The 23,065-nt window shown below is 78.9% G+C and carries 3 protein-coding genes; 1 reads left to right on the plus strand and 2 read right to left on the minus strand.

The genetic code is table 11. The annotated features are described in order from the left end of the window. Positions 1-96: 96 nt before the first annotated feature. The gene (locus ACIP60_RS35530) at positions 97-507 is read left to right on the plus strand and encodes a hypothetical protein (protein ID WP_400692885.1); all 411 of its coding nucleotides are present in this window, start codon (positions 97-99) and stop codon (positions 505-507) included. Here ACIP60_RS35530 and ACIP60_RS35535 read toward each other — a convergent pair. Beyond that, complete coding sequence (locus ACIP60_RS35535; protein ID WP_400692888.1) at positions 462-8,141, minus strand: amino acid adenylation domain-containing protein; 7,680 nt, start codon at positions 8,139-8,141, stop codon at positions 462-464. The genes ACIP60_RS35530 and ACIP60_RS35535 overlap by 46 nt on opposite strands. Then, on the minus strand, positions 8,138-22,936 hold the full coding sequence (locus tag ACIP60_RS35540; RefSeq protein ID WP_400692891.1) for an amino acid adenylation domain-containing protein: 14,799 nt from the start codon (positions 22,934-22,936) through the stop codon (positions 8,138-8,140). The genes ACIP60_RS35535 and ACIP60_RS35540 overlap by 4 nt, the downstream gene beginning before the upstream one ends. Between the last annotated feature and the right edge of the window lie 129 nt (positions 22,937-23,065).

Here is a 23,065-nt window from a genome sequence, read left to right on the forward strand (position 1 = left end):
CAGTGCTGAAGGCTGAGGCAGCCGTCAGGCCGTCGGTTCGTTCCCCGTCGTTGTCGCTCCCGCGTGAACACGGCGGCACCGGGCGTTTCGTCAACAGTGACAGGACACGTCACCGCATCCCGGCCGGAGGCGGCGGCACTCCTCGCGGCGGCGCTCGGGGGCGGGACCGGGGCGGACCCGGGCCGCTTCGACGTCCGGGCCGATCCCGACGCCGGGCTGGCGGAGGACTTCATCGGCCGGCCGGTCAAGACCGACGCCGAGGGGCCGCGGGAGGTCCTGCCGCCCGCCGTCTCCCGCCTCCCGGCCGCCGCCCGGGCCGCCGGGCACCGGGCCGTGGCCGCCTGCGACTTCGAGGGCGAGCTCCCGCAGGTCTGCGTCGGAGCCGGGAGTTCGGACCTGACCGGACGCGACCGGCCCGGCCGCCCGTGCGGGCCGGCCGGGCCGGCCGGGCCGACGGGGTGTCAGGGGGCCTCCGGGGCCGGGAGGAAGCCGGTGTCCCGGAAGTAGGAGAGGTAGCGGACGAGCACCTCCTCGGTCAGCGGCGCCGGGTGGACGCCGAGGCGGGCCGCGGCCTCGGTGGTGCGGCGGGAGTCGAAGCGGCGGGCCTCCGCAGGCTGCTCCGCGCCGCCGTCCGCGCCGCCGCCTCCGCTGCCGTCCTCGCCGAGGAAGAGCTGGGCGGCGTTGTCGTGGCGGGCCGCGACGGCGGCTCGCCACTGGTCGGCGGGCAGGGTGCGCAGGCGGTAGCCGAGGTGCTCGGCGGCGGCGAACACCCGTGCCAGGTCCGGCGGTTCGGGGTGGGTGAGGTGGAAGGTCCCGCCGCCGCCGGGGGCGTCGAGGACGAACGCGGTGATCGCCGCGCTGACGTAGTCCACCGGTACCCAGCCGGTGGAGCCCGGCGGCAGGTCGGGCACCGCCCCCGCCTGGAGGCAGCCCTTGATCAACTGCCAGAGCAGGTCCCGGTCCTGGCAGGCCCCGGTCACGCTGTCGCCGCTGATCCGACCGGGGCGGTGCACGGTGACCGGCAGCCCGCGCTCCCGGGCCAGCCCGACCAGGCCCTCGGCCACCCACTTGCTCTGCGCGTAGCCGTCCGGCAGCGCCGCCACCGGCCCGGCCGGGGTGTGCTCGGTCACGGTGCCCGGGCCGCCCGTCGGCGGGTGCACGCCGGTGGTCGAGACGTGGTGCAGGCCGGGGGAGCGGGACTCCGCCAGCAGCCGCAGCAGCTCCTCGGTGCCCGCGACGTTCGCGGGCCGCAACTCCCGGTAGCCCGCCGCGAAGTTGACCCGGGCCCCGTTGTGCACGATCGGCCCGAGCCGGCGCAGCAGCGCCGCGCGCGCCCCCGGGTCGAGACCGAGCCCGGGCGCGGCCAGATCCCCGGGCACCGGACGGACCAGCTCCCGGTACCGCTCCTGCCACAGGCCGTACCGGCGCAGGTTCCGCTCCAGCCGCAGCGCCCCGTCCCGCTCGTCCTCGGCCCGCACCAGGCAGTCCACCGGGCCGCCGGTCGCCTCGATCAGGTCGCGCAGCAGGAACGCCCCGAGGAAACCGGAGGCACCCGTCAGCAGCGGCCGGGCGGAGGACGGCACGGCGGCACCCGCCCGCGCCGCCGTTCCGGCCCCGGTGATGTCCGGGGCCAGCCGGACCTCGGCCGCCCAGTCCACCGCCTCCGCTCCCGTTCCCGTCCCCGCCTCCGCTCTCGTTCTCGCTCCTGTTCCCGCTCCCGCCTCCGTTCCGGTCCCCGGCCCGGCGTCGGCCGCCACGTCGGCCGCAGCCCCGACCGAGGCCGCAGCCCCGGGCCCGTCCAGCAGGCGGGCGACGCCCTCCGCCGTCGGGGCCGCGAACAGGGCGCGCAGGGAGAGGCGTCGGCCGCAGCGTTCCTCGATCCGCTGGGCCAGGGACACCACCAGCAGGGAGTGGCCGCCGCAGGCGAAGAAGTCGTCCGTGGGGCCGATCTCCGGCAGGCCGAGGGTCTGGGCGAACACCTCGCACAGGGCCGCCTCCCGTTCGGTGCGCGGCGCCCGGCCGGTGCCCCGGGGGTGCTCGGGGGCGGGCAGGGCCCGGCGGTCGGTCTTGCCGTTGGGCGTCAGCGGGAGCGCGTCCAGGGCGACGTACGCGGAGGGCACCAGGTGGTCCGGCAGGACGGCCGCCAGCCGGGCCCGCAGCTCCGCGGCGTCCGGGGGCGTCCGGCCGTCCGGCCCGCCCACGGTGTACGCGACCAGTCGGCGGTCGCCCGGCCGGTCCTCGCGGACCACGACGCAGGCGGCCGCGACGCCCGGCAGCGCGGTGAGCGCCGCCTCGACCTCGCCGGGCTCGATCCGGAAGCCGCGCAGCTTGACCTGCTCGTCGACCCGGCCGACGTACTCCAGCTGCCCGTCGCGGCGCCAGCGGGCCAGGTCGCCGGTGCGGTACATCCGTTCGCCCGGCGCCCCGGCCGGGTCGGCCACGAAGCGGGCGGCGGTCAGGCCCGGACGGCCCAGGTAGCCGCGGGCCAGGCCCTCCCCGGCCACGTACAGCTCGCCCACCACGCCCGGCGGGACGGGGGCCAGCCGGGCGTCCAGCACGCGCACCCGGGTGCCGTCCACGGGGACGCCGATCGGCACGGACCGGTCCGGGACGGCCGCGCCCGCGGCGGGCTGGAAGCCGCTCATGGTGGCGCAGACCGTGGTCTCGGTGGGCCCGTACGCGTTGACCAGGCGGTGCTCGGCGGCCCAGGCGCGGGCCAGCGCGGGCGGACAGGTCTCCCCGGCCAGGACCAGGGTCGTCCCGGCGGGCAGCGACCCCGGGGGCAGCGCCGCGAGCGCCGCCGGGGGCAGGGTCAGGTGGGTGATGCCGTGCTCGCGGACCCGGGCGGCCAGGGCCGGGCCGGGCAGCAGCGCCTCCCGGGCGTCCAGCTCCAGGCAGGCGCCGGACAGCAGGCCCATGCACAGCTCCCAGAACGCGGCGTCGAAGCTCACCGACGCCAGTTGCAGCACCCGGTCGGCCCCGGTCAGCCCCAGCCGCTCCCGCTGGGTGCCCGCCATCGCGGCGATGCCCCGGTGGGTGACCACCACGCCCTTGGGCCGCCCGGTGGAGCCGGAGGTGTAGATGACGTACGCCGGGTGCGCCGGGTCCACCACCGGCAGCCGGTCCGACGCCCCGGCGGACGCGTCCGCCCCCGGCTCGCCGGGCGCGTCCAGGTACAGGTGGGGCACGTCCGACGCCGGCAGCCCCCGGTGCACCTCGGGCGTGGTGAGCAGCAGCCGCGGCGCGGCGTCGTCGAGCATGTACGCCAGCCGGGCCGCCGGGTAGCCGGGGTCCAGCGGCAGGTAGGCGGCCCCGGCCCGGAGCACGGCCAGCAGGGCCACCGGCAGGCCGCCGTCGCGGGGGAGCGCCACGGCGACCCGGTCCTCCGGGCCGATGCCGCGGGCGGCCAGCCGCCGGGCCAGCGCCTCGGCGCGGGCGTCGAGTTCGCGGTAGGTCAGGGTGGTGCGCGGGTCGCGGACCGCGGGCGCGTCGGGGGTGCGGCGCACCTGCCGGGCGAACAGTTCGGGGAAGGCGGCGGGCGGTTCGGCCCGCGGACCGGTGCCCCAGCGCTCCAGGCGGGCCCGCTCGGCCGGGTCGAGCACCGGGTAGGCGTGCAGCGGCAGGCCCGGGTCGTCGGTGACGGCGCCCAGCAGCCGCACCAGCCGCCCGGCCAGCGCCCGGACGGTGTCGGCGTCGAACAGCGCGGTCGCGTAGTCCACGGTGGCCGCCAGCCCCCCGGTGCCGCCGGGGTCCGCGGCGAAGGTGAAGGACAGGTCGAACTTGCTGGCGCCCAGGTCCAGCGACACCGGGTCGACGCGCAGGCCGGGCAGTTCGACGGGCGCGGCGGGGGCGTGGTTCTGCAGCACCAGCATGGTCTGGAACAGCGGGTGGTGCTCGGCCCGGGCCGGGTTCAGCAGCTCCACCAGCCGCTCGAACGGGACGTCCTGGTGGGCGTACGCGGCCAGGTCGAACTCCTTGACCCGGTCCAGGAGTTCCCGGAAGGTCGGGTCGCCGGACAGGTCGGTGCGCAGCACCAGCGTGTTGACGAAGAAGCCCACCAGGCCGGCGGTCGCCTCGTCGGTGCGCCCGGCCACCGCGGTGCCCAGCGGGACGTCCTCGCCCGCGCCGTGCCGGGACAGCAGCAGCGCCAGCGCGGCCTGCAGCACCATGAACTCGCTGCACCGCCCGGCCCGGGCCAGCGCGGCGATCCGGCCGGCCGTGGCGGCGTCCACCGCGAAGTGGTGGGTGGCGCCGTCGTGCCCGGCCCCGGCCGGGCGCGGCCGGTCGCAGGGCAGCTCGACCCGCTCCGGCAGCCCGGCCAGCGCCCCGCGCCAGAACGCCAGCTGCCGGGCCAGCGGGCTGTCCGGGTCGTGCTCGTCGCCCAGCAGCTCGCGCTGCCACAGCGCGTAGTCGGCGTAGTCGACCGGCAGCGGGCTCCAGTCGGGGGCCGCGCCCGCCAGCCGGGCCCGGTAGGCGGCGCCCAGGTCGCGGAAGAGCGGCGCCAGCGAGGAGCCGTCCGCGGCGATGTGGTGCACCACCAGCACCAGCACGTGCGAGTCGGCCGCCAGCCGCAGCAGCACCACCCGCAGCGGCGCCTCCCGCTCCACGTCGATCGGCTCGGCCACCGCCGCGGCCATCCGGTCGGCGCACTTGCCCGGCTCGACGTCCTCCACCGCGAACGGCAGCCGCACCTCGGCGGCCGGCACGATCCGCTGCACCGGCCCGTCCGGGCCCGCCGGGAAGACGGTGCGCAGCACGGCGTGCCGGTCGACCGCGTCGTGGCAGGCCAGCCGCAGCGCGTCCACGTCCAGCGGGCCGTCCAGGCGCACCGCGAACGGCACGTGGTACGTCGCGGACGGGCCGTCCAGGCGGTGCAGGAACCACAGCCGCCGCTGGGCGGGGGACAGCGGCAGCGGCTCCGGCCGGGGCCCGCGGCGCAGCGCCGGGCGGGCCGGGCCGTCGGCGTCCCGGAGCGCCGCGGCGAGCGCCGCGACGGTCGGGTGCTCGAACAGGGTGCGGATCTGCGCCTCGGTGCCCAGCGCGGAGCGGATCCGGCCCACCAGCAGCGTCGCCAGCAGCGAATTGCCGCCCAGCGCGAAGAAGTTGTCGTCCGCGCCGACCCGGGGCAGGCCCAGCGTCTCGGCGAACAGCCCGGCCAGGATCTCCTCCCGGCCCTCCAGCGGCGCCCGGCCGCCCACCGGCGCGGCGGCGGCCGGCGCGGGCAGCGCCGCCCGGTCCAGCTTGCCGTTGGCGGTCATCGGCAGCGCCTCCAGCACCACCACGGCCGAGGGCACCAGGAACGCGGGCAGCCGGCCGCCCAGGTACCCGGCCAGCGCCGCCGGGTCCGCGGTGCGGCCCGCCGCCGGAACGGCGTACGCCACCAGCGCGCGGTCGCCCGGCCGGTCCTCGCGCACCAGCACGCAGGCCGCCCGCACCGACGGGTGGGAGCGCAGCGCCGCCTCCACCTCGCCCGGCTCGATCCGGTGGCCGCGCAGCTTCACCTGCTGGTCGGCCCGCCCGACGTACGCCAGCTCCCCGTCACCGCACCGGCGCACCAGGTCGCCGGTGCGGTACATCCGGGCGCCCGCCGCCCCCGACGGGTCGGCGACGAACCGGGCCGCGGTCAGCCCCGGCTGCCCCAGGTAGCCGCGCGCCACGCCCGGCCCCGCCAGGTACAGCTCGCCCTCCGCGCCCTCCGGCACCGGCCGCAGCGCGCCGTCCAGCACCAGGGCGCGCACCCCGTCCAGCGGCCGCCCGACCGGCGGCACCCCGGCCGGGGCGCCCTCGGCGGGCACCCGGTGCAGCAGGGCGAAGGTGGTGGCCTCGGTGGGCCCGTACGCGTTCAGCACCCGGGTGCCGGGGTGCGCCGCCGCCAGCCGCTGGAGCACCCCGGGCGCCGCCGCCTCGCCGCCGCAGGCCACCAGCCGCAGCAGGCCCAGCGCCGCCGGGTCGGTCTCGGCGACCACGTTGAACAGCGCCGTGGTCAGGAACGCCGCCCGCACCCCGTCCCGGGCCACCGCCTCCCGCAGCGCCGCCGGTTGCAGCACGCCCTCCGGCGCCGCCACCACCCGGCCGCCGCGCAGCAGCGGCACCCACAGCTCGAAGGTCGCCGCGTCGAAGACGTACGCCGAGTGCAGCAGCACCGCCTCGCCCGCGCCGTCCCCGTCCCAGGCCCGGTCGGCGGCCAGCGCGGCCACGTCCGCGTGCGTGACGCCCACCGCCTTGGGCCGGCCGGTCGAGCCGGAGGTGAACATCACGTACGCCAGCCGCCGCCCGCCCGCCGGGGCGGGCAGCGGGCCGGGCACCGGCGGCGCCCCGGCCAGCACCCGGCCCGCGCCGTCCACGGTCAGCACCCGCACCCCGGGCCCCAGCGCCCGCACCCACGGGTGCCCGGCGTTCGCGGCGTCCACCACCAGCAGCCGGGGGGCCGCCGCCGCGGCGACCGCGGCCAGCCGCTCGACCGGCCAGCGCGGGTCCAGCGGCACGTACGCCGCGCCCGCCCGCAGCACCCCCAGCGGCGCGGTGACCTGCGCGGCCGAGCGGCCCAGTAGCAGGCCCACGCCCTCCTCGGGGGCCGCCCCCAGCCCGGTCAGCGCGCCCGCCAACCGGTCCGACAGGTCGGCGAGCCGGCGGTAGGTCAGCCGCTCGACCGCCCCGGTCACCGCCGGTGCCTCCGGCCGCTCGGCGGCCCACCGGGCCACCGCCGCCGCCAGGTCGGTGCCCGCGACGTCGGCGGGCAGCGCCGCCCCCGCGCCCCGCGCCAGCAGCTCCTCCCGCTCGCCCGCCAGCAGCACCGGCACCGCGTCGGCCCGCCCCGCCAGGCCCGCGCCCAGCCGCTCCAGCAGCCCGCGCAGCCGGTCCACCGTGCGCTCCGCCCACGGCCGCTCCAGCACCGAGGGGCGGAAGGCGAAGGTGATCCGCAGCGTCCGGCCCGGCGCCACCGTCAGGGTCAGCGGGTAGTGCGCGGCGTCGCTGCCCGCCATGCCGGTCACGGCCAGGCCCGGCAGCGCCCGCCCGGCGGCCCGCAGGCCCTCCTGGTCCAGCGGGTAGTTCTCGAACACCAGCAGGGTGTCGAACAGGGTGTCCAGGCCGGTGGTCGCCCCGATGTCGGTCAGCCCGACGTGCTGGCTGCCCAGCAGCGCGCCCTGCTCGTCCTGCAACCGGGCCAGCAGCGCGGCCAGGCCCTCGCCCGGCCGCACCGCCAGCCGCACCGGCACCGTGTTGATGAACAGGCCGATCATCGACTCGACCCCGGGCAGCTCCGGCGGCCGGCCCGACACCGTCGTCCCGAACAGCACGTCCGACCGGCCGGTCAGCCCCGCCAGCAGCAGCCCCCAGGCGCCCTGCACCAGCGTGTTCAGGGTCAGCCGGTGCGCCCGGGCGGTGGCCCGCAGCCGCTCGGTGGCCGCCTCGTCCAGCTCCAGCACCAGCGTCTCGGGCAGCTCGCCCGCGTGCGCCCCCCGGGCCGCCGCCCGCCCCGCCAGCAGCGTCGGCGCCTCCACCCCGGCCAGCGCGCCCCGCCAGGCGTCCAGCGCCGCGCCCCGGTCCTGCCCGGCCAGCCAGGCCAGGTAGGACCGGTACGGGGCGACCCGGGGCAGCCCGGCGGCGTCGCCCCCGCTCCCGTACAGCTCGAACAGCTCGCGCAGCAGCAGCGGCACCGACCAGCCGTCCAGCAGGATGTGGTGACTGGTGATCACCAGCCGGTACCGGGCCGGGCCGGTGCGCAGCAGCGCGAAGCGCATCAGCGGCGGCGAGGCCAGGTCGAAGCGCCGCACCCGGTCGGCGGCCAGGAACTCCCGCAGCCGCTCCTCGACCGCCGCGCCGCCCGCCGCGCCGTCCCCCGCTGCGTCCTCCGCGGCGGTCAGGTCCGCCACGTGCAGCGGCACCGGCACCTCGGCCGCCACCGCCTGCACCGGCTGGTCCAGGTCCTCGTGCAGGAACCCCACCCGCAGGTTGGCGTGCCGGCGCAGCAGCGCGCCCAGCGCGGCCCGCAGCGCGGCCGGGTCGACCTCGCCCTCCAGGGCCAGCACGAACTGCGAGGTGTAGACGTCCACCGCCTCGGCGTCGTACAGCGCGTGGAAGAGCATGCCCGCCTGCAACGGCGTCAGCGGCAGTACGTCCTCCAACTGGAACCCGGTCATGCGCGTCCACCCCACTTGGTCTGCAGTCGGTCGAGTTGGGCCTGGTCCAGCGAGACCAGGGGAAGGTCGGACGGCGTCCAGCCGCCCGCGTCGGGCTGCGCGGAGTGCTCCGCGATCGCCCGCAGCGCCCGGTCGAAGGCGTCGGCGAGCGCCGCCACGTCCGCCTCGTCGAGCAGGTCGGCGGCCCAGGTCCAGCGGGCCGTCAGGCGCGGGCCGGCGGGCCCGTCCTCGGTGTGCGCGTTGATGTCCAGCACGTGGTGCACCGGCATCGCCGGGTCCGCCGGGGCCGGCGCGCCGCCCTCGGGCAGCACCTCCCAGTCCGCCTCCGGGCCGGCCCCGGGCGCCGGGTGGCGGCCCAGGTAGTTGAAGCCGATCCGCGGCTCGGCGCCGCCGGCCAGCAGCTCCCGGGCGGCCGGGTCCAGGTGCCGCAGCACGCCGTACCCGACGCCGTGGTCGGGCACCGCCCGCAGCTGCTCCTTGACGTTCTTCACCGCCCGGTCCACCAGGCCCGCGTCGAACCGGCCCGGCACCCGCGGGTCCAGCGGACCCGGGTCCAGCAGCACCGGGTACAGGCTGGTGAACCAGCCCACCGTGCGCGACAGGTCCAGGCCCTCGGCGAGCTGCTCGCGCCCGTGGCTCTCCAGGTCCACCAGCACCCCCGCCCGCCCGTCGTCCCCGGCCCGCCCGGCCCGCCAGGAGCGCACCGCCAGCGCCAGCGCCGTCAGCAGCACGTCGTCCACCCCGGCGTGGAACGCCTGCGGCGCGCTGGTCAGCAGCTCCCCGGTGCGGTCGGACGCCGGACGGGTGGTCAGCGACCTGGTCCGGCCCGCCGTGTCCCGGGCCGGGTCCAGCGGACGCACCCCCAGCGGCGGGTCGTCGGCCCGCGCCACCGCCTCCCACAGCGGCAGCTCGCCCGCCCGGACGCCGCTCGCGCCCTGCGCGGCCAGCAGCCGGGCCCAGGCCCGGTACGAGGTGCCCACCGCCGGCAGCACCGCGCCACCCGGCGCGACCCCACCGGACACCGCACCGGACACCGCACCCGGCACCCCGGCGGGCGCCGGGTCGGACACCGCCCGCCAGGCGGTCGCCAGGTCCTCGACCAGGATTCGCCAGGACACCGCGTCCACCGCCAGGTGGTGCACCAGCAGCAGCAGCCGCCCGCGCACCCCCGGCCCGGCGTCGCACCACACCGCCTCCAGCACCCCGCCGTGGGCCGGCCGCAGCCGCCCCCGGGCCCGTTCGCCCTCGGCGGCCAGCGCGGCGCGCACCTCCCGCTCGCCCAGCCCCGCGACGTCCAGCCGCACCAGCCGCGGCGCGACCGGCACCGCCCCGCGCGGCAGCGCCTCCAGCGCCGCCGAGCCGTCCGCGGCCCGGGTCACCCGGACCCGCAGCATGTCGTGGTGGTCGACCAGCAACTGGAGCGCCGCCGCCAGCCGCTCCCGGTCCGCCCCGGCCGGGGTGCGCAGCACCGCGGACTGGTGGTAGCCGTCGGTGGGGCCCGGCCGGTCCAGGAACCAGGCCGCGATCGGGGTCGGCGGCATGGTGCCCGTCCCGTCCTCGGCCGCCGCCGCGGGGGCCTCCTCGGCCGGCCGGGCCACCGCCGCCACCGCCTGCGGGGTGCGGTGCAGGAACACGTCGCGCGGGGTGATCCGCAGCCCCGCCTCGCGGGCCCGGCTGACCAGCTGGATCGACAGGATGCTGTCCCCGCCCAGCGCGAAGAAGTCCTCCTCCGGCCCGACCTCCGGCACCCGCAGCACCCCCGCGAACACCTCGCACAGCACCCGCTCCGGCCCGTCCGCCGGCCGCCCCGCGCCGCCGCCGCCGGCCGCCGCCGCCCCGGGCCGCGGCGGGTCGGGCAGCGCCCGCCGGTCCGCCTTGCCGCTGGGCAGCAGCGGCAGCGCCGCCAGCCGGACGAACACCGCCGGCACCAGCCCGGACGGCAGCAGCTCCGACAGCCCGGCCCGCAGCTCCGCGTCCGGCGGCAGCGCGCCGCCGTCCGCCGCGGGCACCAGGTAGGCCACCAGCCGCTCCGCCCGGACCAGCACGCAGGCCGCGCCCACGCCCGGCAGCGAGGTCAGCGCCGCCTCCACCTCCCCGGGCTCGATCCGCAGGCCGTGCAGCTTCACCTGGTCGTCGCCCCGGCCCAGGTAGCGCAGCAGCCCGTCCGCGCCGCGCCGCACCAGGTCCCCGGTGCGGTACATCCGGGCCCCGTCCGCCGCGAACGGGTCCGCGACGAACCGGGACGCGGTCAGCGCCGCCCGCCCCAGGTAGCCGCGGGCCAGGCCCGCGCCCGCCAGGTACAGCTCGCCCACCGCCCCCGGCGGCACCGGCCCCAGCGCGTCGTCCAGCACGTACGCGCGCAGGTTGTCCACCGGGCGCCCGATCGGCACCGCCGCGTCCGCCCCGTCCGCGGCCGGTCGCCAGCGGTGCGCGGTGGCGTCGATGGTCGCCTCGGTCGGCCCGTACAGGTTGTGCACCGCCACGCCCCAGGCCTGCTCGGCCCGCGCGGCCAGCGCCCCGGTCAGCGGCTCGCCGCCGCACAGCACCGCCCGCAGCGCGCCCGGGGCCGGCTCCCGCTCGGTCTCGCCCAGCACCAGCGCCAGCAGCGAGGGCACGAACTGGGCGACCGTCACGCCCTCGGCGCGCATCCGTCCCAGCAGCCCCACCGGGTCGTGGTTCAGCTCCGGCGGCACCGGGCAGGTCGCGCCGCCGTGCAGCAGCGGCAGCCAGGTCTCCCACACCGAGGCGTCGAAGCTCGGCGAGGTCCGGGCCAGCACCCGGTCGTCCGGGGTCAGCTCCAGGTGCCCGGCCAGCCAGGCCATGTGGTTGACCAGCCCCGCGTGGGTGACCACCACGCCCTTGGGACGGCCGGTGGAGCCCGAGGTGTGGATCACGTACGCGGCGTCCAGCGGCGCCGGGTCCACCAGCGGCACGTCCGGCGACTCCGGTGCGTCCGGCTCCCCGTCCCCGTCGCCATCGCCGTCGCCGTCCAGCGCCAGCACCGGCACCGGCAGTTCCGGCAGCGCCGCCAGCGCCCGCGCCGGGGCCAGCAGCAGCACCGGCCGGGCGTCCTCCACGACGAAGCGCAGCCGGGCCGCCGGGTACTGCGGGTCCAGCGGCAGCCAGGCCGCGCCCGCCTTCGCGACCGCCAGCATCGCCACCACCTGCTCCGCGGTGCCCGGCATCGCCAGCGCCACCACGTCCCCGCGCCCGACCCCGCGCCCGCGCAGCCGCCGGGCCAGCGCGTCCGAGCCCGCGTCCAGCTCCGCGAAGGTCAGGCCCGCGCCGCCGTCCCGCACCGCGAGCGCGTCCGGGGTGCGGGCGCACCGGGCGCGGAACGCCTCCGGCGCCGTCCGCTCCGCCACCGCCCGCACCGGGCCGCGGCCCGCCGCGGCCAGCGCCGCCCGCTCCGCGCCGTCCAGCACCGGCACCGACCGCACCCGCAGCCCCGGGTCGGCCGCCAGCACGGCCAGCAGCCGCACCAGCCGGTCCGCCAGCGCCCGCGCCGTCCCCGGCTCGAACAGGTCCGCGGCGAACTCCAGCGACCCCTCCAGCCCCAGCGGGCGGCCCCGCCCGTCCCGGCGCTCGGCGAAGGTGAAGGTCAGGTCGAACTTGCTGATCCCGGTGCGCACCGGCTGCTGCGCCACCGCCAGGCCCGGCAGGTCCAGGTCCGCCCCGGCGTTGTTCTGCAGCGCCAGCATCACCTGGAACAGCGGGTGGCGGCTCTCGGTCCGCTCCGGCGCCAGCGCGTCCACCAGCCGCTCGAACGGCACGTCCTGGTGCGCGTACGCCGCCAGGTCGAACTCCCGCACCCGGTCCAGGACCTGCTCGAACGTCGGGTCGCCGGACAGGTCGGTGCGCAGCACCAGCGTGTTGACGAAGAAGCCCACCAGCTCGTCCAGCGCCTCGTCGGTGCGCCCCGCCACCGGCGTGCCCAGCGCGACGTCCTCGCCCCCGCCGTGCCGGGACAGCAGCACCGCCAGCGCCCCCTGGAGCACCATGAACAGGCTGCAGCCGCGCGAGCGGGCCAGCGCGTCCAGCGCCCGGTGGGTGTCGGCGTCCACCGGGAAGGCGAACGCGTCGCCCCGGTGCGAGGCCACCGCCGGGCGCGGCCGGTCCAACGGCAGCTCCAGCACGTCCGGCAGGCCCGCCAGCGCCTCCTCCCAGAACGCCAGCTGACGGGCCGCCAGCCCCGCCGGATCGCCCTCGTCGCCCAGCAGTCCGCGCTGCCACAGCGTGTAGTCCGCGTACTGCACCGGCAGTTCGGCCCAGCCCGGCGCCCGCCCCGCCGACCGGGCCCGGTACGCCGCGCCCAGGTCCCGGGCCAGCGGCGCCAGCGACCAGCCGTCGCCCGCGATGTGGTGCACCAGCAGCACCAGCACGTGCGCGTCCGGCCCCAGCCGCAGCAGCCGGGCCCGCACCGGGCGCTCCACCGCCACGTCGAAGGCGTACGCCGTCTCGGCCGCCAGCACCGCCGCCAGCAGCGCCGGGTCCACCTCGCGCGGCGTCAGGTCCAGGTCCGCGCCGGCCGCGTCCAGCACCAGCTGGCCCGGCACGCCCCCCGCCTCCGGGAAGACCGTCCGCAGCGACTCGTGCCGCTCCACCACGTCCGCCAGCGCCAGGCCCAGCGCCGCCGCGTCCAGCGGCCCGTCCAGGCGCAGCACCAGCGGCACGTTGTACGTCGCGCTCGGCCCTTCGAAGCGGTGCAGGAACCACAGCCGCTGCTGCGCGTACGACAGCGGCAGCGGGTCGGGCCGGTGCGCCGCCCGCTCCAGCCGGGGCCGGGCGGCCCGGCCGCCGTCCAGCGCCGCCGCCAGCCCCGCCGGGGTCGGGTGCTCGAAGACCGTGCGCACCTCGGTGTCCACGTCGAGCGCCGCCCGCAGCCGGGCCGCCAGCCGGGTGGCCAGCAGCGAGTGGCCGCCCAGCGCGAAGAAGTCCTCGTCGGCGCCGACCGAGGCCCGGCCCAGCAGGTCCGCGAACAGCCCGCACACCAGCTCCTCGCGGGCCGTGCGCGGCGCCCGGCCCGGCCCGGCGGCCCCGCCGTCCCCGTCCCCGGGCACCGGCAGCGCCGCCCGGTCCACCTTCCCGTTCGGGTTCAGCGGGAACGCCGCCAGCAGCACCACCGCCGCGGGCACCATGTACCCGGGCAGCACCCGGCCCACCGCCGCGGCCAGCTCCTCCGGCCGCGGCGCGGCCCCGGCCGCCGGGACGACGTACGCCACCAGCCGCCGGTCGCCCGGCACGTCCTCGCGCACCAGCACGAACGCGTCGGCGACCTCCGGCAGCGCCGCCAGCACGCCCTCGATCTCGCCCGGCTCCACCCGGTAGCCGCGCAGCTTCACCTGCCCGTCGGCCCGGGCGACGTACGCCACCTCCCCGTCCGCCGTCCAGCGCACCAGGTCGCCGGTGCGGTACATCCGCGAGCCGTCCGCCGCGAACGGGTCCGCCACGAAGCGCTCGGCGCTCGCCCCCGGCCGCCCCAGGTAGCCGCGCGCCACGCCCCGGCCCGCCAGGTACAGCTCGCCCACCACGCCCGGCGCGACCCGGTTCAGCGCGCCGTCCAGCACGTACAGCCGCATGCCGTCCAGCGGCCGGCCGATCGGCGGCGGGCCCGGCGGCAGGTCGGGGGAGACCCGGTGGCGGGTGGCGAAGGTGGTGGTCTCGGTCGGCCCGTACACGTGCAGCACCGCGGTGTCCGGCGCGGTCGCCGCGACCCGCTGCATCGCGTCCGGCGAGGCCAGCTCCCCGCCCGCGCACACCACCCGCAGGCCCGCGAACGCGCCCGGGTCGGTCTCGGCGACCACGTTGAACAGGGCGGTGGTCAGGAACACCGCCGTCACCCCCCGCTCGTGCACCGCCACGTCCAGCGTCCGGGCCTCCAGCAGCCCGCCCGGCGCCACCACCACCCGGCCGCCGTTCAGCAGCGGCGTCCAGATCTCGAAGGTCGAGGCGTCGAAGACGTACGCCGAGTGCATCAGCACCGCGTCCACCGCGCCGTCCGCCCAGGCCGCGTCGGCCGCCAGCGCCAGCACGTCCGCGTGGCTGACCCCGACGCCCTTGGGCAGGCCGGTGGAGCCCGAGGTGAACATCACGTACGCCAGCGCCTCCGGACCCACCGCCGGGACCGGCCGCCCCGGGCGCGGCGGCGCGCCGCGCAGCACCCGGCCGCACCGGTCCAGCACCACCACCGGCAGGCCCAGGCCCGCCACCCACGGCGACCCGGCCCCCTCCTCGTCCACCAGCAGCAGCCGCGGCCGGGCCACCTCCGCGACCCGGTCCAGCCGCTCGACCGGCCAGCGCGCGTCCAGCGGCACGTACGCCGCTCCCGCCCGCACCGCGCCCAGCGAGGCCGTCACCTGCGCCGCCGACCGGCCCAGCAGCACGCCCACCCGGTCCTCCGGGCCCACCCCGTGCCCGGCCAGCACCCCGGCCAGCTCGGCCGACAGCCGGTCCAGCCCGGCGTAGGACAGCGCCTCCTCGCCGTCCACCACCGCCACCGCGCCCGGCGCGCGCCGCAGCTGCCGCTCGAACAGCGCGGGCAGGGTGCCCGCGACCGCGGCGTCCGGGCCGGCGGGCAGCTCCCGCGCGGTGCCCCAGCGGGTCAGCCGCAGCTGCTCCTCCGCCGTCAGCAGCCGGTGGCCCGACAGCCGGCGGTCCGGCTCGGCCGCCACCCGCTCCAGCAGCCGCACCAGCCGGGCCGCCAGCGCCTCGGCGGTGGAGCGGTCGAACAGCGCGGTGGCGTACTCCAGGCCCGCGGTCAGCCCGCCCGCCCCGGCACCCGTCCCGGCCCCGGCGTCCCCGGTTCCCCCGGTTCCCCCGGCGTCCGCGGCGTCCCCGGTGTCCTCGGCGAAGGAGAAGGTCAGGTCGAACTTGCTCAGCCCGTTGTGCACCAGCCGCTGCTCCACCGCCAGGCCCGGCAGCTCCGGCCGGGCCGCCCGCTGGTTCTGCAGCACCACCACGGTCTGGAACAGCGGGTGGTGGTCCCGGGCCCGCACCGGGTTGAGCTCCTCCACCAGCCGCTCGAACGGCACGTCCTGGTGGGCGTACGCCGCCAGGTCGAACTCCCGGACCCGGCCCAGCAGTTCACGGAAGGTCGGGTCGCCGGACAGGTCGGTGCGCAGCACCAGCGTGTTGACGAAGAACCCCACCAGGTCCGCCAGCGCCTCGTCGGTGCGCCCCGCCACCGGCGCGCCCAGCGGCACGTCCTCGCCCGCCCCGTGCCGGTGCAGCAGCGCCGCCACCGCCGCCCGCAGCACCATGAACAGCGTCCCGCCGGTGGACCGGGCCAGCCCCAGCAGCGCCGCGTGCAGCGCCGGGGACACCTCGAACTCCACCACCGCGCCGCGCGGGTCCGCCACCGCCGGACGCGGCCGGTCCCACGGCAGCGCGACCAGCCCCGGCAGCCCCGCCAGCGCCCCGCGCCAGTGCGCCACCTGCTCGCGCAGCAGCGCCCCGTCCTCGCGCAGCAGCTCGCGCTGCCACAGCGCGTAGTCCGCGTACTGCAACGCGGGCGCCCCGGACGCCCGGGCCGGGCCGTCGCCGTCCCCCGCCAGCCGGGCCCGGTACGCCGCGCCCAGGTCCCGCACCAGCGGGCCCAGCGACCAGCCGTCCCCGGCGATGTGGTGCAGCACCAGCACCAGCACGTGGTGCTCCGGCGCCGCCCGCAGCAGCCGCACCCGCAGCGGCGGGTCCACCAGCACGTCGAACGGCTCGCCGACGGCCGCCAGTACCGCCGCCTCCAGGTCCTTGGGCGCGGTGCTCTCCACCACCGGGCGCGGCACCGCCGCCGCGGCGTCCAGCACCACCTGGTGCGGCACCCCGTCCCGCTCCGGGAACACCGTGCGCAGCGACTCGTGCCGCTCCACCACGTCCGCCAGCGCCAGCCCCAGCGCCGCCGGGTCCAGCACGCCGCGCAGCTCCAGCACCAGCGGCAGGTTGTAGGCCGAACCCGGCCCCTCCATCCGGTTCAGGAACCACAGCCGGCTCTGCGCGAAGGACAGCGGCACCGGATCGGGCCGCTCCACCGCCCGCACCACCGGCCGCCGCGCCGCCCCTGGCTCCAGGACGCGGGCCAGCCCGGCCGCCGTCGGGTGCTCGAACAGGGTGCGCACCGCGAGGTCCGCGCCCAGCACCGACCGCACCCGGCCCACCACCCGCATCGCCAGCAGCGAGTGCCCGCCCAGCTCGAAGAAGCTCTCCTCCGGACCGACCTCCGCCCGCTCCAGCACCTCGGCGAAGATCCCGGCGACCAGCTCCTCGCGCACCGTGCGCGGCGCCCGGCCCGGCCCGGCGGCCCCGCCGCCGTCCGCGGGCACCGGCAGCGCGGCCCGGTCCACCTTCCCGTTGGGCAGCAGCGGCAGCGCCGCCAGCACCACCACCGCCTCCGGCACCAGGTGCCCCGGCAGCACCCCGGCCAGCGCCGCCCGCAGCGCGCCCGCCGCCGCGCCCGGCGCGACCGCGTAGCCCACCAGCCGGGCCCGGCCCGGCACGTCCTCCCGGACCACCGCGCAGGCCGCCGACACCCCCGGCAGCGCCAGCAGCGCCGCCGCCACCTCGCCCGGCTCGATCCGGAACCCGCGCAGCTTCACCTGGTCGTCGGCCCGCGCCAGGTAGTGCAGCAGCCCGTCGGAGCCCCACCGCACCAGGTCCCCGGTGCGGTACATCCGCTCCCCGTCCGCCGCGAACGGGTCCGCCACGAAGCGCTCGGCGGTCAGCCCCGGGCGGCCCAGGTACCCGCGGGCCAGGTTGGCCCCCGCCAGGTACAGCTCCCCGGCCACGCCCGCCGGCACCGGCCGCAGCCGCCCGTCCAGCACGTACGCCCGCATCCCGTCCACCGGGCGCCCGATCGGCACCGCGGCGCCCGCCACCGGCCCCGCCACCCGGTGCGCGGTGGCGTCGATGGTCGCCTCGGTCGGGCCGTACAGGTTGTGCACCGCCGCGCCCCAGCGCTCCCCGACCGCCTCGGCCAGCGCGCGGGGGAGCACCTCCCCGCCGCACAGCACCGCCCGCAACCCGCCCGGCGGCAGCCCGGGCCCGCCGCCGTCCGCCGCGGCCCCCGCCGGGACGGCGCCCTCGCCCTCGTCCTTGACCTCGTCCTTGACCTCGCCCTTGACTTCGACCTCGACCTCGACCTCGGCTTCGGCGAGCACCAGCGCGAGGTGCGAGGGCACGAACTGGGCCACCGTGACGTCGAAGCGGCGCATCCAGTCCAGCAGCTCGCGCGGCTCCCGGTTGGCCTCCGCCGGGGCCACGCACACCTCCGCGCCGCAGGTCAGCGGCAGCCACAGCTCCCACACCGAGGCGTCGAAGCTGGTGGAGGTGCGGGCCAGCACCCGGTCGTCCGGGGTCAGCTCCAGGTGGCGGGCCATCCAGGCCATGTGGTTGGCCAGCGCCAGGTGCGGGACGACCACGCCCTTGGGACGGCCGGTCGACCCGGAGGTGTAGATCACGTACGCGGCCTCCGCCGGACCGGCCGGCTCCCCGGCCCCCTCGCCGCCGGGGCCCGCCGGGACGGGCGGCAGCGGCTCGTCCAGCGCCAGCCGGGGCACCCCGGCCGCGTCCGCCGGCAGGCTCCCGGCCGGGAGGCCTGGGCCGGTGAGCAGCAGCGCGGGCCGGGCGTCCGCCAGCATCTGCCGAATGCGCGCGGGCGGGTACCCGGGGTCGACCGGCAGGTAGGCGGCGCCCGCCCGCAGCACGGCCAGCATGGCGACCACGGTCGCCGCCGACGGTGCCGCGGCCAGCGCCACCAGCGCCCCCGGGCCCGCTCCGCGCCCGCGCAGCACCGCCGCCAGCGCGTCGGCCCGGGTGTCCAGCTCGGCGTAGCTCAGCCGGGTGCGCCCGTCCCGCACGGCGGGCGCGTCCGGGGTGCGGGCGGCCCACCGGGCGACCTGCTCCGCCACGTTCGCGGTCGGCAGCGGGCGCTGCTCGCCGCGCCCGTCGGCCAGCAGCCGGGCCCGCTCGCCCGGGGTCAGCGGGTCGAGCTCCCCGACGTTCCGGTCGGGGTCGGCCGCGGCCAGGGCCAGCACCCGGGCGAACCGGTCCGCGAGCGCGCGCGCCGTGCCCGGGTCGAACAGCTCGGTGGCGTACTCCAGGTACCCGCCCAGCCGGACGGCACCGGAGCCGTCCGGGCCCGCGCCCGTGTCCACGGTGTCGGAGTCGGCGGTTCTCGCGGCGTCGGTGTCCCCGGCTGCCCCGGCGGCTTCGGCGGCCCCGGCGACCTCGGCCAGCGAGAAGGTCAGGTCGAACTTGCTGGTGGTCGGCGGACCGGACAGGTCCCGCACGGTGACGCCGGGCAGGTCGAGTCCGGCCGCCCGCTGGTTCTGCAGCACCAGCATGGTCTGGAACAGCGGGTGGTGGCCGCCGGAGCGGTCCGGGTTCAGCTCCTCGACCAGCCGCTCGAACGGCAGGTCCGCGTGGCCGAACGCGGCCAGGTCGAACTCCCGTACCCGGCCCAGCAGTTCACGGAAGGTCGGGTCGCCGGACAGGTCGGTGCGCAGCACCACGGTGTTGACGAAGAAGCCCACCAGCTCGTCCAGCGCCTCGTCGGTGCGCCCGGCCAGCGCCGTGCCCAACGGGACGTCGGTGCCCGCGCCGTGCGCGTGCAGGGTCACCGCGAGCGCCGCGTGCAGCACCATGAACGGCGTGCAGCCGCTCTCCCGGGCCAGCCGCACCACCCGCCCGTACGCCCCGGCGGGCAGCTCGAACGGCACCGCGCCGCCCCGGTGGCCGGGGACGGCCGGGCGGGGGCGGTCCCGGGGCAGCTCGACCGGCCCCGGCAGGCCCGCCAGCGCCCCGCGCCAGAACGCCAGCTGACGCGCCGCCAGCGACTCGGGGTCGCCGTCCGCGCCCAGCAGCTCGCGCTGCCAGAGCGCGTAGTCGGCGTACTGGACGCGCAGCGCCGGCCAGTCGGGCGCGCCGCCGCCGGTGGTCCGGGCCCGGTAGGCGGCGGCGAGGTCCCGGCACAGCGGGGCCAGCGACCAGCCGTCGGCGCCCACGTGGTGCAGCACCAGCACCAGCACGTGCCGCTCGGGGCCGGTGCGCAGCAGCCCGGCCCGCACCGGCAGGTCCGCGGTCAGGTCGAAGGGCGCGGCGGCCAGCCGCCGCACCGCGTCCGCCACCCAGCCGTCATCGCCCGCGCCGTCATCAGTGCGGTCGCCCGCCGGGGCCCGCTCGACCTCCAGCGGCACCCGCGCCGCCGCGTCCGCCGGTGCCAGCACCAGCTGCTGCGGCACGCCGTCGCGCTCGGCGAGCACCGTGCGCAGGCTCTCGTGCCGGGCCAGCACGTCGTCCAGCGCGCCGCCCAGCGCCGCCGGGTCCAGCGGGCCGTCCAGGGCCAGCACCAGCGGCACGTTGTAGACGTCCCCCGCGCCCTCGACCCGGTTGAGGAACCACAGCCGCCGCTGCGCGAAGGACAGCGGCAGCGGGTCGGGCCGCTCCGCCGCCACCAGCGCGGGCCGCGCCGCCCCCGCCGGGCCCAGCACGGCCGCCAGCTCGGCCACCGTCGGGTGCGCGAACACCTCGCGCAGCTCCAGCTCCGCGCCGGTCGCCGCCCGGACCCGGGCCGCCAGCCGGGTGGCCAGCAGCGAGTGGCCGCCCAGCGCGAAGAAGTCGTCGTCCACGCCCACCGCGGGCAGCCCCAGCACGTCCGCGAACAGCCCCGCCAGCACCTCCTCGTACGCGGTGCGCGGCGCGGGCCCCTCGGCGACGGCGGTCGGCGGCGCGGGCAGCGCCCGCCGGTCCACCTTGCCGTTGGCGTTCAGCGGCAGCGCGTCCAGCAGCACGAACGCGCCCGGCACCGTGTACGCGGGCAGCACCCGGCCCAGCGCCCGGGCCAGCGCCGGACCCTCCACCCGCGCCCCGGGCTCCGGCACCACGTACGCGACCAGCCGAGGGTTGCCCGGCACGTCCTCGCGCACCAGAACCCGCGCGTCCCGGACGCCCGGGCGGGCCAGCAGCGCGTTCTCCACCTCGGCGGGCTCGATCCGGAAGCCGCGCAGCTTCACCTGCCCGTCGGCCCGCCCCACGTAGTCGACGTCCCCGTCCGCCGTCCAGCGCACCAGGTCGCCGGTGCGGTACATCCGCTCACCGCCCGCCGCGAACGGGTCGGCGACGAACCGCCCGGCGGTCAGGCCCGGGCGGCCCAGGTAGCCGCGGGCCACCCCCGCCCCGCCCACGTACAGCTCGCCCACCACGCCGGGCGGGACGGGGCGCAGCGCCGCGTCCAGCACGTACAGCCGCACGCCGTCCAGGGCCCGGCCGATCGGCGGCACCCCGGACGCGCCGGGGCGCACCCGGTGCCGGGTGGCGAAGGTGGTGGTCTCGGTCGGCCCGTACACGTGCAGCACCGCGGTGTCCGGTGCGGCCGCGGCGATCCGGCCCAGCACGCCGGGGGCGGCCGCCTCGCCGCCCGCCGCCACCAGCCGCAGGCCCGCGAACGCCGCCGGGTCGGTCCGGGCGATCTCGTTGAACAGGGCGGTGGTCAGGAAGAGCGCGCCCACCCCGTCCCGCTCGACCGCCGCCCGCAGTCCGGGCGCGTCCAGCACCCCGGGGGCGGCCACCACCACCCGGCCGCCGTTCAGCAGCGGGGCCCAGATCTCGAAGGTCGAGGCGTCGAAGACGTACGCCGAGTGCATCAGCACCGCGTCCACCGCGCCGTCCGCCCAGGCCGCGTCGGCCGCCAGCGCCAGCACGTCCGCGTGGCTGACCCCGACGCCCTTGGGCAGGCCGGTGGAGCCCGAGGTGAACACCGTGTACGCCAACCGCCCGCCGGGCACCGCCCCCGGCAGCGGGCCGGGCCGCTCCGGGCCGCCGCGCAGCACCGCGCCCGCCCGGTCCACCACCAGCACCGGCAGCCGCCCGGCCGCCGCCGCCACCCAGTCCAGCCCGGCCGCCGCCCCGTCCACCACCAGCGCCCGGACCCGGCCCACCTCGGCCACCCGGTCCAGCCGCTCGGCCGGCCAGGCCGGGTCCATCGGCACGTACACCCCGCCCGCGCCCACCACGCCCAGCGAGGCCGTCACCACCGCGGCCGAACGCCCCACCAGGACGCCCACCCCGTCCTCGGCCCGCAGGCCCCAGCCGGTCAGCGCCCCGGCCAACCCGGCCGACAGCCCGTCCAGTTCGGCGCAGGACAGCACCCGCGCGCCGTCCACCACCGCCGGCGCGTCCGGCGCGGCCCCGGCCCGGGCCGCGAACGCCGCCGCCAGGCCGTCCGCCGCCGGGCCGTCCGTCGCCCGCCGCGGCAGCGCCCCGCCCCGGCCCTGCTCGACCAGCTCCCGGGCCCGGGCCGCGTCCACCAGCGGCAGGCCGTCCACCGGGGCGTCCGGGTCCGCCCCGGCGAACGCGGCCAGGAAACCGGACACCGCCCGCTGGTGCAGCCGCACGTCCTCGGGGTGGTACAGCGCCGGATCGGTGTCGAAACCGATCAGCGGACCCGTCCCCTCGGCCCGCTCGGAGACGAACAGCGACACGTCGTTCACCGGGCCGATCGACAGCAGCCGGGAGGTGGCCCGGCTGCCCGCGAAGTCCAGGTCGTAGTCGTAGCCCATGACGTTCACCACCAGGTCGGTCAGCCGCGACCCGCCGTCCGCCAGGTTCAGCTCCCGGGCCAACTGCTCGCGCGAGAAGCGCCGGTGGCGCAGGGCGCCGCGCATCTCGGCCGCCACCGCCCGCACCAGGCCGCCCACCGTCGTCCCCGGCTCCACCGCCAGCGGCAGCGGCAGCACGGTGGCGGTCATCCCCACCGCCTCCCGGAACCCGCCGGGACGCCCGTGCGAGGCCAGCCCCAGGCAGACCTCCCGCCGCCCGGCCACCCGGGCCGCGTACGCGGCGAGCGCCGCGACCAGCACCGCGCTCCAGGTGGTGCGGTGCTCGGCGGCCAGCCGCCGCAGGCCCTCGAACACCGGCAGCGGCAGCGTCTCGCCGGTGTGCAGCGCCCCGCCGTTGCCCGTCCCGCCGTTGTCCGTCCCGCCGGTGCCCGGCGCGCCGGTGTCCGACCGGTCCGCGCCGCCGCCGTCGGTGCGCCGGCGCAGCAGGGTGCCCGCGCCCGCGCCGCTCCCGTCGGTGGCCCGGTCGGCGAACCGGCCGACCCAGTACGCCCGGTCCGCCGCGTACCGCTCCGAGGCCCGGTACGCCGCCTCCTCCTCCACCAGCGCGCGCAGCGGCCCGCCGACCGGCCCCGGCACCACCACCGGCTCCGCCCCGGCCGCCGCCCCGGTGTACAGCTCGGCGACCGTCCGGGCGAGCACCGCGCCGCTGAGGCCGTCCACCGCGATGTGGTGGTAGCGCACGTACCAGTAGTGCAGCTCGGGGCCCAGCCGCAGCAGCGCCCAGTGGTGGGTGGGCGCCTCGACGTCGTCGACGGTGGCCATGTCCCCGGCCATGTACCGCTCCGCCGCCGCCACCGGATCGGCCGTCCCGCTCAGGTCCACCCGCAGCAGCCGCGCCCGCGGCACCCCGGACCGGACCACCCGCTGGCGCACCGCACCGTCCCGCTCGACCAGCACGGCGTTCAGGCTGTCGCACTGGTGGAACACCCGGTCGGCCACCTCGGCGAACAGCTCCTCGTCGAGCCCGCCGCGGATCTCCAGGCATTCGCCGATGTTGTACTTCGGGCTGTCCGGATCGACCAGCTGGCCGTACCGCACGCCCTGCTGCGCGGCGGTCAGCTCCAGGAGTTCGGAGTCCGGGAGTTCAGCGTCCGGGAGTTCGGAGCCCGGGAGTTCAGCGTCCGGGAGTTCCGGGTCCAGGAGTTCCGGGGCGGTTTCGTCCGACGGGACGGGACGGTATTCAGGCATGCCGACGACACCTTCGGTGAGGTTTTCCAGCGACGAATGGGAAGAACCGCGGACACGGTCGAGCGCGCGGTCGGCCGGGGCGCGTCCGCGGGGTGAATTCCCACTGAAGGGAGGGATTGCCGCCGGGCC

The sequence above is a fragment of the Kitasatospora sp. NPDC088783 genome (assembly GCF_044750705.1).
In the GTDB taxonomy this organism is placed as follows: Bacteria; Actinomycetota; Actinomycetes; order Streptomycetales; family Streptomycetaceae; genus Kitasatospora; species Kitasatospora fiedleri.

Excerpts from the sequence above, each read along its gene's own strand:
- ACIP60_RS35535 (WP_400692888.1), bottom strand. The coding sequence starts at position 8,141 with ATGACCGGGTTCCAGTTGGAGGACGTACTGCCGCTGACGCCGTTGCAG.
- ACIP60_RS35540 (WP_400692891.1), bottom strand. The coding sequence starts at position 22,936 with ATGCCTGAATACCGTCCCGTCCCGTCGGACGAAACCGCCCCGGAACTC.